Here is a 14,163-nt window from a genome sequence, read left to right as displayed (position 1 = left end):
TCAGGGAGGGTTCATGGGCCTGTTGCGCAAGATCCGCGACACCGGGCGGGTCGCCGAGCCCGCACCGCCCAAGCCGGAGGAGGAACAGCCCTCCACGGCCAAGGAGTTCGGTGGCTCGGTGCAGGTGCGCTGCGTGGACGCGGGCTCCTGCAACGGCTGCGAGATCGAGATCGCGGCGGCCTTCAACCCGGTGTATGACGCCGAGCGGTACGGGGCGCGGCTGGTGGCCTCGCCCCGGCACGCGGACGTGGCGCTGGTGACCGGGCCGGTCACCCGAAACATGGCGGAACCGCTGCGCCGCACCATCGCCGCGATGGGCGAGCCGAAGCTGGTGGTCGCGGTGGGCGACTGCGCGATCAACTGCGGTGAGTTCGCGGGCGGGTACGGCGTCGAGGGCGCCGTCTCCGATGTCGTACCGGTCGACCTGGCCGTGCCGGGGTGCCCGCCGGAACCGGACGAGATCGTGGCGGCGCTCAGGAGAGTGACCGGGCGGTGAGCGTGATCCCGGCCGCCCTGGCGACGGCCACCGCAATGGCCGGGGCAGGCGCGGTGGCCGGGTTCGTGCTGCCGTACCGGCTGCGCGTGCCGGTCGTGGGAGTGCTGACGGCGGGCGTAGGGGCGGCGGGCGGCACGGCGGGCCTGGCCGCGACGGGAGGCAGCCGCTGGGCGGCCGGCCTCCCGGGGCTGCTGCCGCTGGCCGGGGCGCATGTGGCGGTGGATGCGCTGGCGGGTCTGTTCATGGCGGTGGCGGGGGCGGTTGTCGTCGCGGTCGCGGTGTACGGCATCGGCTACGCGGCCGGGCACGGGTCGCACGGACTCGGCTCGCGGACCGCGCAGGCGGTGCTGCCGCCGTTCGCGCTCACGCTGGTCCTCGTGCCGGTGGCGGCATCAGTGTCCACGTTTCTGGTGCTGTGGGAGCTGATGGCGCTCGCGTCACTGCTGCTGGTGCTCGCCGAGCACCGCGAGCGGGCCTCGGTGCGGCAGGCCGGCGTCTGGTACGCGGTGATGACGCACCTCGGCCTGGTGCTGCTGCTCGCCGGGCTCGCGCTGTTCGCCGCCAAGGCGGGCGGCGAGACTTTCGCCGCACTGCGGGCGGGCGCGCCCACCGTCTCGCCCACCGTGCGTGGGCTCGTGTTCGTGCTGGTCGGGCTGGCGTTCACCTCGAAGGCGGGCGCGGTGCCGCTGCACGCCTGGCTGCCCCGGGCGCATCCCGAAGCACCCAGTCCCGTCTCGGCGTTGATGAGCGCGGCCATGGTCAACCTCGGTGTCTACGGCATCGTCCGTACCGGCATCGACCTTCTCGGCGGCGGCCCGGCCTGGTGGTGGCTGGGGTTGATGGCGGTCGGCGGGGCCAGCGCGGTGTACGGGATCCTGCAGGCGGCGATGGCCTCCGACCTGAAACGGCTGCTGGCGTACTCGACCAGCGAGAACATGGGCCTGGTCCTGATCGGCGTAGGCGCGTCCGGCCTGTTCACCGCCTACGGCAACCGGCCGCTGGCGGCGCTGGCGCTGGCGGCGGCGCTGCTGCATGTGGTCAACCACGCGGCCTTCAAGGCCCTGTTGTTCTGCGCCGCGGGATCCGTGCTGCGGGCCACCGGCCTGCTCGACCTCGACCGGTTGGGCGGGCTGCGCTCCCGGATGCCGGCCACCGCCGGACTGTTCGCACTGGCCGCGCTGGGAGCGGTGGCGCTGCCGCCCGGCAACGGGTTCATCAGCGAGTGGCTGTTGCTGCAGTCGTTGATCCACGGGCTTCAGGTGCCGGGCGTCGCGGTGGCGGTCGTCCTGCCGCTGTCGGTGGCGCTGATCGCGCTGTCGGCGGGCATCGCTGCGGCCGCGTTCGTCAAGGCGCTCGGGGTCGGCTTCTTCGCCCGGCCGCGCAGCGACGAGGCAGCGTCCGCGCGGGAGGCGTCGCCCCTGATGATTGCCGGGATGGGACTGCTTGCCGCCGCGTGCGTGGCGCTCGCGTTGGTGCCCGGACTGCTCGGTGACGGCCTGGACCGGGCCGTGAGCGCGGTCGGGCTGCCGGGCACCGGTGCTGTTTCCGGCGGTGGGGTGCGGGTGCGGCTCGCGGATATCTCCGCGTCGCTGTCGCCGCTGTGGGTGGTCGCAGCCCTGGCGGCTGCACTCATGGTGGCCGCGGGGCTGCCACGGCTGTACGGACGCCGTCGGCGCCGGGCGAACGCCCGGCTGTGGGACTGCGGCGGTGGCGCCCCGACCCCGCGCATGGCCTACACCGCGACCTCGTTCGCCGAACCGCTGCAGCGGGTCTTCGACGACGTCCTGGCCCCGGAGCAGGACCTGAACGTCACCCCGGTGCGGGAGTCGGCCTATCTGGTGGAGCGGGTGCGTTTCCAGCGTCGGGTGCCGGACCGGATCGAACACCGGTTGTACGAGCCGGTGCTGCGGGGGCTGGCCGGGGCCGGGCAGGCGGCCCGCCGACTGGCGGGCGGCAGTGTCCACCTCTATCTCGGCTACGGCTTCGTCGGCCTGGTCGTCCTGCTGTTGGCGTTGGCGGTGGGCTGGTGAGAGCGAACAGATGAGTACTGCTGTCGGATACGCGGCCGTGGCCGGCCAGGTTGTCCTGGTCGGTGCTGGGGCACCCGTGGTGACCGGGTGGATGCGGCAGGTGCGGGCCCGCCTGGAAGGCCGGGCCGGCGCCGGGGTGCTCCAGCCCTGGCGGGACGCCCGCAAGCTGCTGCGCAAAGAGCCCATCACTCCCGTAGGGACCGGGCCCGCCTTCCGCACGGCCCCCGCGCTGTTGGTCGCCACCACCGCCGTGGCCGCCGCCCTGGTACCGCTGCTGTCCACCGACACCCCGGTCAGCTCCCACGCGGACCTCATCCTGGTGGTGGCGCTGATCGCGCTGGGCACCATGGCCCTCGCCCTGGCGGGGCTGGACACCGGCACCGCGTTCGGTGGGATGGGTGCCTCACGGGAGATGACGGTCGCCGCACTGGTCGAGCCGACCATCCTGCTGTCGGTGTTCGCCCTGTCGATACCGGCCGGGACGACCAACATCCCGGCGATCGTCTCCGGCGCCGCCCACGAACCGGCCCGCCTCGCCTCCCCGGCGGGGCTGCTGGCCACCGCCGCCCTCGCGGTCGCGGTACTGGCGGAGACCGGACGGATCCCGGTCGACAACCCGTCCACCCACCTCGAACTGACCATGATCCACGAGGCGATGGTGCTGGAGTACGCCGGTCCCGACCTGGCGCTGGTCGAGCTCGGCGCCCAGATGCGGCTCACCCTGCTGCTCGGCCTGCTGTCGTCGCTGTTCGTGCCGTGGGGGATCGCCACCGGCTCCTCGTGGGTGGCCCTCGGCGTGGCGCTGGTGCTGTTCGCGGCGAAGATCTGCCTGCTGGGCGCGGTGCTCGCGGCGGCCGAGGTGTTCTGGGCGAAGGTCCGGTTGTTCAGGGTGCCCGAACTTCTTGCCGGTTCCTTCCTGTTGGCGCTGCTCGCGGTGACCGCTTCGTACTTCCTGAGCGGGGTGTCATGAGCGGCGGCCTGTACACCCAGCTCCTCGACCTGGCCTGCGGGGCCTTCCTGCTGGCCGCCGTGATCGTGCTGTGGATGCGCGAACTGGCCTCGATCGTCCGCGTCTTCGCCCTGCAGGGCATCGCCCTCGCCGCGATCGCCGTCCTGCTCGGCGCGCACGAGGAACGCTGGGACCTGATCGCAGTCGGGATCGGTATCGGAGCCCTCAGGGCCGGTGTCCTGCCGTATCTGATGCGCCGCGCTCTGGCCGCGCTCACCCAGGACCGGCGGCGTTACGCCGACGGGGGCGCGGAGACCCGGGAGACACAACCCCTCGTCAACGTCGCCGCCTCCCTGCTGACCGCCTCGCTGCTGACGCTGCTGGCCTACGCGGTGGCCCGGCCACTGACTGCACTGCATCCGACGCCGGCCACCCACGCCCTGCCGGTCGGCCTTGCCGTCGTCCTGATCGGCTTCTTCGTGCTGGTGACCCGCAGGCGAGCGCTGGCCCAGGTGGTCGGCTTCCTGCTGCTGGACAACGGCATCACCGCCACCGCCTTCCTGGCCACCTCCGGAGTGCCGCTGATCGTCGAACTCGGCGTTTCCTTCGACGTGTTGCTGGCGGTACTGGTGCTGCAGATCCTCACCACCCGGATGCGGGAGGCGTTCGGCACCACCGACATCGACGACCTGCGGGAGCTGCACGACTGATGCTGCATCTATCAGGAGGGGCGACCGCTTCCGCGTTCCTCCTCACCGCGCCCGCCGCCGTGCCGCTGGCAGTGGCCGGCGCGTACGCACTGGCCACACCGCGCACCCGCCCGACGGCGGCAGCGTTCGCCGCGGAACTCACCGAGGCTCGGCAGCGCGCGTCCGCACAGGGCCCTGTCCTGCTGGTGGAAGCCCCCGAGCCCGACCAGGTGTCCGCGAGGCATGGGCAGGACTGGGCCGGGCTCGTCTCGCCCGCCGTGATCCTCACGTGCGGGAGCCTGCTCGCGGCGGACGTCGACAGCGGCGGATCCCAGCGGGCGTACTCCGGACTCCTGCGGGCGGACGCGCTGACCGCATGGATGCTGCTGGTCATCGGCACGGTCGCACTGATCGCCTGCGGCTCGGCACCCGCGTATTTGCATGGCGAGCGCGACGCGGGGCGGGCAAGCGCCCGGGCGGTGTCGCGCTACCACGTCCTCGTCCAGGCGTTCCTGGCCGCGATGTCCTTGGCCGTCGTCACTGCCAACCTTGGCGTGCTGTGGGTCGCCATCGAGGCCACCACCATCGTCACCGCCTTCCTCGTCGGCCACCGCCACACCCGTACCTCGGTGGAGGCGGCCTGGAAGTACGTGGTGATCTGCTCGGCCGGCATCGCGCTCGCCTTCCTCGGCACGGTACTCATCTACTACGCGGCCCGGCAGGCCGGCATCGCGGAGGCGTGGGCGCTGGACTGGCCCACCCTCGTCGCCCGCGCCGACCGTCTCGACCCGGCAGTCACCCGGCTCGGCATCACCCTGGTCGTCCTCGGCTTCGGCGCCAAAGCCGGTCTGATCCCCCTGCACGCCTGGCTGCCGGACGCCCACAGCCAAGCCCCTGCACCGGTCTCGGCCCTTATGTCGGGGGTGCTGCTGTCGGTCGCCTTCGCGGCGATCCTGCGCTACCGGGTCATCGCGGACGCCGCCCTCGGCCCCGGCTTCACCCGTGTCCTGCTCGCCGGGATCGCGCTGCTCACCCTCGCCCTCGCGGCCGGGCTGCTGCTCGCCCAGCGCGACTACAAGCGGATGCTGGCCTACTCGTCCATGGAGCACATGAGCCTGATCGCGCTGGCCGCGGCGATCGGAAGCCCGCTCGCGCTGTCCGCCGCGCTGCTGCACATCGCCGGCCACGGGCTGGCCAAGTCGGTCGCTTTCTGCGCTTCGGGCCGGATCCTGCAGATCACTGGTACGGCGCGGATCGGGCTAGTCCGCGGGCTGCTTGCCCAGGCGCCGCCGCTCGCAGGGGCGTTCGGGCTTGCGGTGGTGGCGCTGATGGCCTTCCCGCCGTTCAGCCTCTTCGCCTCCGAGCTGGGCATCGCCCGGGCCGGCTTCGCCGCCGGAGGGGGCTTGGGTTGGGTCATGGCGGTGGCCCTGCTGCTCGTGCTGGTCGCCTTCGCAGCCCTCGCCGCGCGGACTGCCCGCATGCTGTTGGGGCCGGGCACACCATCCGAGGAAAGCCCGTCTGCTGTGTGGCCTTTGCTGCTGGGCCTGGCCGCCTGCGCCGCCCTGGGCGTGGCCCTGGGCCCGCTCACCGACTTGCTGCACGCCGCCGCCCAGGCGATCGGAGGCTGAAGCGATGCGCAACACGCACGACATCGACGTCACCGAACTACCACAGCGCGCCGAGGAGTTGCTGACCGGCGGCCACCGGCTCGCGCTGGTCGCCGCCCACCACGACGAGCACGGGCTCCGCGTGGTGTACCTGTTCGTGGCCGGCCCGCCCGACACCCGCACCGAACTCCACGTCCGCCTGGCACCGAACCAGCCCGAGGCCGTGCCGACCCTCGCCCATCTCTCCTTCCCTGCAGGCCGGTTCGAGCGCGAGATGCGCGACCTGTTCGGCATCGTCCCCCTCGACCACCCGCTCCCGCGCCGCCTCGTACGGCACTTCCACTGGCCGCGCGGCTGGTACCCCATGCGCCCCCAGGCCGGACCGACGCCGGCCTTCGGCGAGCAGGAAGGGCCATACCCCTTCCTGGAAGTCGAAGGCGACGGCGTCTACGAGATCCCGGTCGGCCCGGTGCACGCCGGACTGATCGAGCCGGGCCACTTCCGCTTCTCCGTGGTCGGCGAGACCATCCTCAAGCTCAAAGCCCGCCTCTGGTTCGTCCACAGGGGCGTGGAGAAGCTTTTCCAGGGGCGCTCGGTGGCCGCCGGACTCCCGCTGGCCGAACGCATCAGCGGAGACACCGCTGTCGGCCACGCCCTCGCGTACTGCCTGGCCGTCGAGGAGGCCACCGGCACCGAGGTCCCCCTCGAGGCCCAGAACGCCCGCGCGATGCTCCTGGAACTGGAGCGGATCCACAACCACGTCGCCGACCTCGGCATGCTCTGCAACGACGTCGGTCACGGCATCCTCAACGCCCACGCCCAGCGGGTGCGCGAGCAACTCCTGCGCCTCAACAAGGAAGTCACCGGACACCGGCTGCTGCGCGGCGGCGTCGTCCCCGGCGGCGCGGCACTGCACGCCCTGCCCGACCTCGTGCGCCTGAAGGCGATCGGCGAGGACATCCGGGAGATCGCCGACCTGGCCCTCGGCCATTCCACCGTCCACGACCGGTTCACCGGCACCGCGATCCTGCACACCGAGGCAGCCCGCACGATCGGCTGCCTCGGTTACGTCGCCCGCGCCAGCGGCCTTGGCGCCGACGCCCGGATCACCCACCCCTTCACGCCGTACGACGACACAAGGCTCACCGTGCCCGTCCACGACAGCGGAGACGTCCTGGCACGCTTCCTGGTCCGTGCCGAGGAGATCGACGTCTCCCTGGCCCTGATCGAGCACTTCACCGAGGGGCTGTCGGCCCCGATGGCCGTGCTGGCGCCTCCGTCGGCGTCCGGGACGACGACCCTCCGTACCGGCGTGGGCCTCGTGGAGGGCTGGCGCGGCTCGATCACCACCCGCGTCGAACTCGCCCCCGACGGCACCCTGGCTCGCGTCAAGCCCGTCGACCCGTCCTTCTTCAACTGGCCCGCCCTGCCGGTCGCGTTGGCGGACACGATCGTGCCGGACTTCCCGCTGACCAACAAGAGCTTCAACCTCTCCTACGCGGGCAACGACCTCTAGCGCTCTGACCGGATTAGGTTCGCCGGGTTGGCGGTTGGATGGGCGGTGACGTCCGGCGTGACGCATGGGTCGCTTCCTGACACGCCTTGGAAAAAAGTTGTGGGCCGCCGTCGATCCGGCCACGTCCCGTTCGACGTCATGATGTGCGGCGCCTCGCCGCACGGTGACGCGACAGGACCTGACGAGGAAAAACGTGGATCAACTGCTGAGAGTCATGAACTTCAACATCTCGAGTGATGGCATCGGTGCCGGTGAGCACCAGAGTCTCGAGCGGCCGTTCGGCCACGACCATCCCGAGAGGCTGTTCGCCTGGGCCGGAGCCACGGCGAGCTGGCCCATGCGCATGGATCCCGGCGGGAGCCGGGGCCTCGACGACTACTTCACGCGAGACTTCGCACGCAACATCGGCGCCGAGATCATGGGCCGCAACAAGTTCGGGCCCCAGCGCGGACCCTGGCCAGACGATGAGTGGCGCGGCTGGTGGGGGGAGGAGCCCCCGTTCCACACCCCGGTGTTCGTCATGACCCACCACGAGCGTCCGTCGTTCACGCTCTCCGACACCACGTTCCACTTCGTCGACGGCGATGCGGCCATGGTCCTCGAACGGGCGCGGGAAGCGGCACAGGGCAAGGATGTCCGGCTCGGCGGCGGGGTCACCACCATCCGGCAGTTCCTCGACGCCGATCTCGTCGACACTCTGCATGTGGCGGTCTCGCCGGTAAAGCTCGGGTCCGGACTACGACTCTGGGAGTCCCCCGATGAGCTGCTCGACCGCTTCCACCTGGAGGTCGTGCCCAGCCCGAGCGGCGTGACGCACCACCTGTTCTGGCGAAGGTGACGCGAGGGCCTACTCGAGTTCAGGCTGCGGCGGTGAGGGGGCGACCGCCCCAGCGGATGCCCTTCTCGCTTCGGATGCGGGCGCGTTCCTTGCGTTCGGCGGCCAGGACGTCGCGGTGACGGGCGTTGGCGTTGCGCCAGCGCAGGTAGGCGTGCAGGGCCCGGGGCTGCACGGTGTGGTTGGGATGGTTGGAGTTGGCGATGCTGAACTGCCTCAGCGGTCCGAAGTGCGCCTCGATCGGGTTCGCCCACGAGGCGTAGGTCGGGGTGAAGCACAACTCGACCTTGTGCTTCTTCGCCCAGCGGCGAATGTCGGCGCCCTTGTGGGCGGAGAGGTTGTCCAGGATCACATAGATGGGTGCGCCGTCGGGCCGGGCGGCGCGGATCGACTTCAGCGCGGCCAGCGTGTTCGCGGCACCTTTCTTGCGGCGGTTGACGCCCCACAGACGGTCGTCGCCGACCGAGTAGCAGCCGTGGAAGTAGCGCACCCTGTGGGTACGGTGGTAGGTCGCCGGCACCCGGTCGGGCGTCGTCTGCTCGGCCCAGCGCAGCGCGCCACACCCGAAACCCCAGTGGCGTCGACTCCAGGGCATTCGGAGCTCCATGCGCCTCGGCATGGTCGTCGGTCTGCGTCGCTCCCCGGGTCACGAACCTGTGGCTTGCACCAGCCGGTAGCCGTTGACGATCTCCGGGCGGATCCGCACCACCTGCTCCATCTCCGCGTCGATCCACGGCATGAGCAGACTCCGGTAACGGGCCAGCGTCCCGGGGTCCACGACCCGGGTCGCCGTGCCGGTGACCACGACGCTCCACCCGGTCTGGGTCGTCGCGTCGATCTCGTCGGCCTCGTACGCCACCACCTCGGACTGCAACGCGTGGCCCAGCAGGGCAGAGCCGCCGTGTGTGCGCACGATGATGTCGCCCTCGTCCACGAGGTGGTTGACCGGGCGGATCGCCGGCAGCGCCTGATCCGTGAAGGCCACGCGCCCCAACTGCACACTCCCCAGCAGCTTCAGAGCCTCGTCACGGCCCAGCTCCACCATGCGCGCGGGCGAGGCGGGGTCCGGCAGCGTCGAGGTCATGACGTCTCCTCGTTCGGTGCCATGCGGCCGGCTCCCTCGGGCCACAGGATCTCGACCTCTATGCCGCTGGCGCGGGCGAAAGCCACGAGATGGGCCGTGGCGTCCCGTCTGGTGGAGGGGGAGCCGTCCCAAACGGCCAGTAGTCGGGCACAGGAACCCAGCACGCTTTCGTCCGCACCCACGCAGGCATCGCGGTCTGACGGGTCGTACTCCAGCAGCCGCACGTGCTCGGAGAGCAGCAGCAGTTCGCCGGCCGCCCGGCGGTCGCACGACTCCAGCACCTCGGGCACGCCGTTCCTGGAGGGCAACACGGTCACGAGCGCCACCCCCGCGGCGCGAGCGGCCCTGCCGAAGGCGACGGGCAGCCCCCGCCCGGCACGCACCAGCCCTGCCCTGCCCGCCCGGGCGAACTCGGCCAGCCGCCAGTACAGCTCCTCCTCCAGCATCGCCAGCGTGGGGGCGGTGAGGTCGGCATGTCCCACAACAGCGATCACCTCAGGCAGTCCTTTCTCCGCGCCGAACCCGTCCAGGTGCGGTTCCGCAGCCTCCGGCCGGTCGAGTACATATCGGTGGCGGCAAGTGCACAGTTGAAGACGTCTTCAATCTGACTCGGGCATGGTCCCCTGGCCGTCCTGTCCAGCAGCCCATAGGAGGGGCAGTCGATTTTCCCTGGCTGCAGGGCGAGGATCCATAGGCCGGGCGGGTCGACAGCGGGGCCGACCGGCCCTGGGCCCAGACCGCGCACGCCGTCGCCGAGTCACTTGTGCGCGTGTTCACCCAGGTAGAAGAGCAGCCACACGAAGCCGGCGAACAGATGCGTGCCGAAGATGTAGAAGCCCGCCCGGATCGCGACGCCGCGCTCGATCCGCCACTCCCTGTCCTTGGTCCTGGACGTCGACTGCTTGCCCGCGGACTGCTCGGATGCCTGGTCGGTCACGGTGTCGTCTCCCTGCTCTCCTGTGGTGTCCACTGCTGTCCACGTCCCTGCGACGGCACGATGAACCGCACGAGGACGACCTTGCCGTCATGGTCGACGGCGGGCTCCGCGCTGATGTCGCCGTCGTAGTCGGCGGCCAGCTCGGCCACCATCCGCAGCCCCGCGCCCATCCCCTCGGCGCTGAGATCCGGCAACTTCGGCTCGGCGTCGGCGACGCTGACGACCAGTTGCCCGGCCCCGGCAGTGATCCCCACATCCATCACCGGCGAGCGAGGGGCATGCCGCAGCACGTTCACGACCAGCTCGCTGGTCACCAGCAGCACCGCGTCCGCGAACGCGGAGCCCGGCGCGACGCCTGCGGCAGGAAGGTGCTCGGCCACCGCCTCCCGGGCCCGCCGCACCGCCTCGGGCCCCAACCGGAACGAGGCGATGTGCCGCTGGACCGCGGGCCGCACATGCTCGGTCGCCGCAGCCGGTCTGCCACGCGGCCACGGCATCCGAAATCCTCCGCTGCCGGTCAACGGGACACTTCCGTCGCGCGCAGCTCGTCGAGCATGTCCTGGCGTCCGGTCAGCAGCGTGGCGAGGATCCGCCGCGCGGCGGCGAGGAGTTCGGCCACGTCGCCCCCGGCCAGCTCGTACACCACCGTCGACCCGGAACGCGTCGCCGTCACGATGCCCGAGCGGCGCAGCACGGCCAGCTGCTGGGACAGGTTCGACGGCTCGACCTCGATGTCGGCTAGCAGCTCGCGCACCGGTTTCGGTCCGTCCTGCAAGAGCTCCAGCACCCGTATGCGCACCGGGTGGCCGAGCATCCGGAAGAACTCGGCCTTCGCCTCATACAGCGGAACCGGCATCCCCATCACCCTTCGTCCACGCCAGCCGCCTCGACGTCCAGCCCGTGCCGCCGCGCCAGCCGCACCGCGTCGTCCAGCTCGTCCTCGGCCACCGCCACCTCGTACGCGTCCCCGGCACTCACGGCAGCCGCCAGCCCCGCCCGCGCCGCGCGCACCCGCGCCAGCAGCGCCTCGGCGACTTCGTTCACTGAGACCTCCGGGTAGCGAATCATGTAGAGATCACGGCAACTAACCAATTGAAGAACTCTTCAATTGTAGGGCCAGGGTAGGCCCGCGAAAGACGCTGTAGACGCTCCGACATCCGACGTTCGGCGCCGGAAGGGTCATGCTCGGCCAGTAGCTGCGCGCAGAGGCAGAACTCGCGCAGCTCCGCAGCTCCGGCGCACTGGCGGACGAAGTGGGGAACATCTCCGCGCTGCAACGACTGTCGGCACAGATGGTCGGTCAGTTCCAAGGCCCGTAGCGCCACCGACCCCAGTTCGCTGACCGGCCCGGTCTCCGCTTCGTGGCGCAGCCGCGCGAGCTCGCGCACGGCGAGCGGATCGGTACCCGACGCCTGGAGCTCGGAAAGGAGCACGGATGCCTCTCCGACCAGGTACTGCTGCGTCATCCGGATCACCGCCCCATGAACGAGCAGAGCAACAACATCATTTCCCCCAGGAGCGGTCAGCCGGTTGTGTGGCCCCAGCGGGTGTCGACGCGCTGCCATTCCTCGGCCCACTCCCGCAAGCGCCGGCGCTCCAGCAGCCCGCGCCCGGCCAGTCCGGCCCCGATTACGGCGGTGCCAACGCCGATCCCGGTCATCGTGCCCGCCCAGACACCCCGGAACCGGGCGTCCCCAGGGCCGGCCGGCTTGGGCGTCAGCCGGCCCCGCCGGTCCGTCCACACCATGACCGGCGTGCCCTTCGCACTGTCAGGAGCCACCTTGGTCTGGCCGGTGCGCGGGGAGCCGTCCGGTGCGGTCCAGCGCGCCGTGGCCCACACGTGCTCGTCGTCCACCGCCGCCGCTGATGTCCGGCCGGCCGCTTTTTCGGTGAGCACGGCCGCGACGGCGTGGCGCTCCAGGCGCTGCTGGTTCAGGTTGTGTTCCACCGAGCCCGCCACCGCCAGTGCCGTGAACAGACTGCCCGCTGCGGCGAGGATCCATACGGCGAGCAGGAGCCACGCTTCGAAGACGTCGCTGCGGCGTCGCAGCGCATTGCGCCGCCACCGCCACATCCACACGCTGGAGCGACACGTCCTGGCCACGGTCGACACCCCCTTACGAGCACCGACGTCCTGGCCCTCCCAGTGTGCTCCTCCGGACGTTTCGGGGTTTGCGCGTGCCCAGGGGAATGTGAGCCGTTTGATGTCGGCACTCATCGCGTCCGCCCTGGTCCGGTTGCGTACGCCGACCGCAACTGCAACCAAAACTGCAACCACGCACGTCGAAGGGCCCCACCGTGAACGGTGGGGCCCTTCGACATCGTGCCCGGTGAGGCACTGGCGGAGGATACGAGATTCGAACTCGTGAGGGGTTGCCCCCAACACGCTTTCCAAGCGTGCGCCCTAGGCCTCTAGGCGAATCCTCCGCCGGAAACATTACATGACGTCGGAGGGTGCTAGCGAACTCGTTCGGGCGCCCTGCGATCGGGTACGCTGGGCCTCAGCCCCTCACGCGGCGCTATCTGACTGAACTCCCCCAGGGCCGGAAGGCAGCAAGGGTAGGTCGGCTCTGGCGGGTGCGTGGGGGGTCTTGCGTTCCCCGGGATTGCCGGGCGCATCCGGGCGGCCCGCGTTGTCAGTGGGCGCCTATAACCTCGTAGGCGTGTCGTCTCTCGCGCTGTACCGCCGCTATCGCCCGGAGTCGTTCGCCGAGGTCATCGGGCAGGAGCATGTAACCGACCCGCTGCAGCAGGCGCTGCGGAACAACCGGGTCAATCACGCGTACCTGTTCAGCGGGCCGCGCGGCTGCGGCAAGACGACGAGCGCACGCATCCTGGCCCGCTGCCTGAACTGCGAACAGGGACCCACGCCGACGCCCTGCGGGGAGTGCCAGTCCTGCCTCGACCTGGCGCGCAACGGACCGGGCTCCATCGACGTCATCGAGATCGACGCAGCTTCGCACGGTGGTGTGGACGACGCGCGTGAGCTGCGCGAGAAGGCCTTCTTCGGGCCCGCCGCCAGCCGGTACAAGATCTACATCATCGACGAGGCCCACATGGTCACGTCGGCCGGTTTCAACGCGCTGCTGAAGGTCGTCGAGGAGCCCCCGGAGCACCTCAAGTTCATCTTCGCGACGACCGAGCCCGAGAAGGTCATCGGGACGATCCGCTCGCGGACGCACCACTACCCGTTCCGTCTCGTGCCGCCGGGCACCCTGCGCGAGTACCTCGGCGAGGTGTGCGGCAAGGAGAACATCCCGATCGAGGACGGCGTGCTGCCCCTGGTCGTACGGGCCGGTCAGGGTTCCGTGCGTGACTCCATGTCCGTCATGGACCAGCTGCTCGCCGGAGCGCGGGAGGAGGGTGTGACGTATGCCATGGCGACGTCCCTCCTCGGCTACACCGACGGTTCGCTCCTCGACTCCGTCGTCGAGGCCTTCGCGACCGGTGACGGGGCCGCCGCCTTCGAGGTCGTCGACCGCATCATCGAGGGCGGCAACGACCCGCGCCGCTTCGTCGCCGACCTGCTGGAGCGCTTGCGCGACCTGGTGATCCTCGCCGCGGTGCCGGACGCCGCGGAGAAGGGGCTCATCGACGCCCCGGCCGATGTCGTCGAGCGCATGCAGGCCCAGGCGGGCACGTTCGGCGCCGCCGAGCTCAGCCGCGCCGCCGACCTGGTCAACGAGGGCCTGACCGAGATGCGCGGCGCCAACTCGCCCCGCCTCCAGCTGGAGCTGATCTGCGCCCGCGTGCTGCTGCCGGCCGCATACGGGGACGAGCGTTCGGTGATGGCCCGCCTCGACCGGATCGAGCGGGGCGTGAACTTCTCCGCGGGCGCCGCTGCGCCGGCCATGGGGTACGTGCCGGGGCCCGAGGCGCACGGGGGCGCGGTGCCCGGAGCCACCGCCGGGGAGCCGGTCCTGCCCGGAGGCGGCCCGGCCGCTGCCCGGGCGGCGGTCCGCACCTCGGGGGCGCCGTCCGGCGGGGCGGGTGCAGGAGGCGTCGCGCCGGCCGGCCAGG

At 71.2% G+C, this 14,163-nt stretch carries 16 protein-coding genes, 1 tRNA gene, 1 other RNA gene and 1 pseudogene; 9 read left to right on the top strand and 10 right to left on the bottom strand.

Features of this window, described 5'->3' with window-relative positions; translation table 11 throughout:
* Positions 1-13 precede the first annotated feature (13 nt).
* The 7 genes from LJ657_RS37280 (at position 14) to LJ657_RS37250 (ending at position 8,125) form a co-directional block, all read left to right on the top strand.
* Positions 14-496, top strand: a complete 483-nt coding sequence (locus tag LJ657_RS37280) for an NADH-quinone oxidoreductase subunit B family protein (protein ID WP_232653397.1) — start codon at positions 14-16, stop codon at positions 494-496.
* The gene (locus LJ657_RS37275; RefSeq protein ID WP_232653394.1) at positions 493-2,526 is read left to right on the top strand and encodes a proton-conducting transporter transmembrane domain-containing protein; all 2,034 of its coding nucleotides are present in this window, start codon (positions 493-495) and stop codon (positions 2,524-2,526) included. The genes LJ657_RS37280 and LJ657_RS37275 overlap by 4 nt, the downstream gene beginning before the upstream one ends.
* 10 nt (positions 2,527-2,536) lie before the next feature.
* Positions 2,537-3,496, top strand: a complete 960-nt coding sequence (locus LJ657_RS37270; protein WP_232653392.1) for a respiratory chain complex I subunit 1 family protein — start codon at positions 2,537-2,539, stop codon at positions 3,494-3,496.
* Positions 3,493-4,185 (top strand): hypothetical protein, encoded by a 693-nt coding sequence (locus LJ657_RS37265; protein WP_232653391.1) that lies wholly within the window; start codon positions 3,493-3,495, stop codon positions 4,183-4,185. Before LJ657_RS37270 ends, LJ657_RS37265 begins: the two co-directional genes overlap by 4 nt.
* Positions 4,185-5,792: a proton-conducting transporter transmembrane domain-containing protein gene (locus LJ657_RS37260; RefSeq protein ID WP_232653389.1), complete on the top strand. Its 1,608-nt coding sequence runs from the start codon at positions 4,185-4,187 to the stop codon at positions 5,790-5,792. Before LJ657_RS37265 ends, LJ657_RS37260 begins: the two co-directional genes overlap by 1 nt.
* A gap of 4 nt (positions 5,793-5,796) precedes the next feature.
* On the top strand, positions 5,797-7,287 hold the full coding sequence (locus LJ657_RS37255) for a hydrogenase large subunit (protein ID WP_232653387.1): 1,491 nt from the start codon (positions 5,797-5,799) through the stop codon (positions 7,285-7,287).
* A 193-nt stretch (positions 7,288-7,480) separates the two neighbouring features.
* Positions 7,481-8,125 (top strand): dihydrofolate reductase family protein, encoded by a 645-nt coding sequence (locus LJ657_RS37250; protein ID WP_232653386.1) that lies wholly within the window; start codon positions 7,481-7,483, stop codon positions 8,123-8,125.
* Positions 8,126-8,144: 19 nt separating this feature from the next.
* Here LJ657_RS37250 and LJ657_RS37245 read toward each other — a convergent pair.
* The 10 genes and pseudogenes from LJ657_RS37245 to LJ657_RS37200 form a co-directional block, all read right to left on the bottom strand.
* Positions 8,145-8,669: pseudogene (locus LJ657_RS37245) on the bottom strand (transposase); the annotation flags it as partial.
* A 99-nt stretch (positions 8,670-8,768) separates the two neighbouring features.
* Positions 8,769-9,206, bottom strand: a complete 438-nt coding sequence (locus LJ657_RS37240) for a pyridoxamine 5'-phosphate oxidase family protein (RefSeq protein ID WP_232653384.1) — start codon at positions 9,204-9,206, stop codon at positions 8,769-8,771.
* Positions 9,203-9,700, bottom strand: coding sequence for a hypothetical protein (locus LJ657_RS37235; RefSeq protein ID WP_232653383.1), 498 nt, complete (start codon positions 9,698-9,700; stop codon positions 9,203-9,205). The genes LJ657_RS37240 and LJ657_RS37235 overlap by 4 nt, the downstream gene beginning before the upstream one ends.
* Before the next feature lie 263 nt (positions 9,701-9,963).
* On the bottom strand, positions 9,964-10,143 hold the full coding sequence (locus LJ657_RS37230; protein WP_232653381.1) for a DUF6126 family protein: 180 nt from the start codon (positions 10,141-10,143) through the stop codon (positions 9,964-9,966).
* Positions 10,140-10,640, bottom strand: coding sequence for an ATP-binding protein (locus tag LJ657_RS37225; RefSeq protein ID WP_232653380.1), 501 nt, complete (start codon positions 10,638-10,640; stop codon positions 10,140-10,142). The genes LJ657_RS37230 and LJ657_RS37225 overlap by 4 nt, the downstream gene beginning before the upstream one ends.
* A gap of 20 nt (positions 10,641-10,660) precedes the next feature.
* Positions 10,661-10,999, bottom strand: coding sequence for an ArsR/SmtB family transcription factor (locus tag LJ657_RS37220; RefSeq protein ID WP_232653378.1), 339 nt, complete (start codon positions 10,997-10,999; stop codon positions 10,661-10,663).
* A 5-nt stretch (positions 11,000-11,004) separates the two neighbouring features.
* Positions 11,005-11,187, bottom strand: a complete 183-nt coding sequence (locus LJ657_RS37215; RefSeq protein ID WP_232653376.1) for a hypothetical protein — start codon at positions 11,185-11,187, stop codon at positions 11,005-11,007.
* A 20-nt stretch (positions 11,188-11,207) separates the two neighbouring features.
* Positions 11,208-11,609, bottom strand: a complete 402-nt coding sequence (locus LJ657_RS37210) for a hypothetical protein (RefSeq protein ID WP_232653374.1) — start codon at positions 11,607-11,609, stop codon at positions 11,208-11,210.
* A 56-nt stretch (positions 11,610-11,665) separates the two neighbouring features.
* The gene (locus LJ657_RS37205; protein ID WP_232653372.1) at positions 11,666-12,247 is read right to left on the bottom strand and encodes an Rv1733c family protein; all 582 of its coding nucleotides are present in this window, start codon (positions 12,245-12,247) and stop codon (positions 11,666-11,668) included.
* 235 nt (positions 12,248-12,482) lie between these two features.
* Positions 12,483-12,570, bottom strand: a tRNA-Ser gene (locus LJ657_RS37200).
* Between the two features lie 73 nt (positions 12,571-12,643).
* Between LJ657_RS37200 and ffs the strand changes: the two genes are divergently transcribed.
* Together ffs and LJ657_RS37190 are read left to right on the top strand one after the other, a co-directional pair.
* Positions 12,644-12,740, top strand: an RNA gene (gene ffs / locus LJ657_RS37195) — signal recognition particle sRNA small type.
* A 66-nt stretch (positions 12,741-12,806) separates the two neighbouring features.
* The coding region (locus LJ657_RS37190; protein WP_232653370.1) for a DNA polymerase III subunit gamma and tau at positions 12,807-14,163 on the top strand (1,357 nt) is incomplete at its 3' end.

The organism is Streptomyces guryensis, assembly GCF_021261325.1.
Classification (GTDB): domain Bacteria; phylum Actinomycetota; class Actinomycetes; order Streptomycetales; family Streptomycetaceae; genus Streptomyces; species Streptomyces guryensis.
The sequence above is the reverse complement of the archived record's forward strand: the minus strand, read 5'-3'. Positions and strand labels throughout refer to the sequence as shown.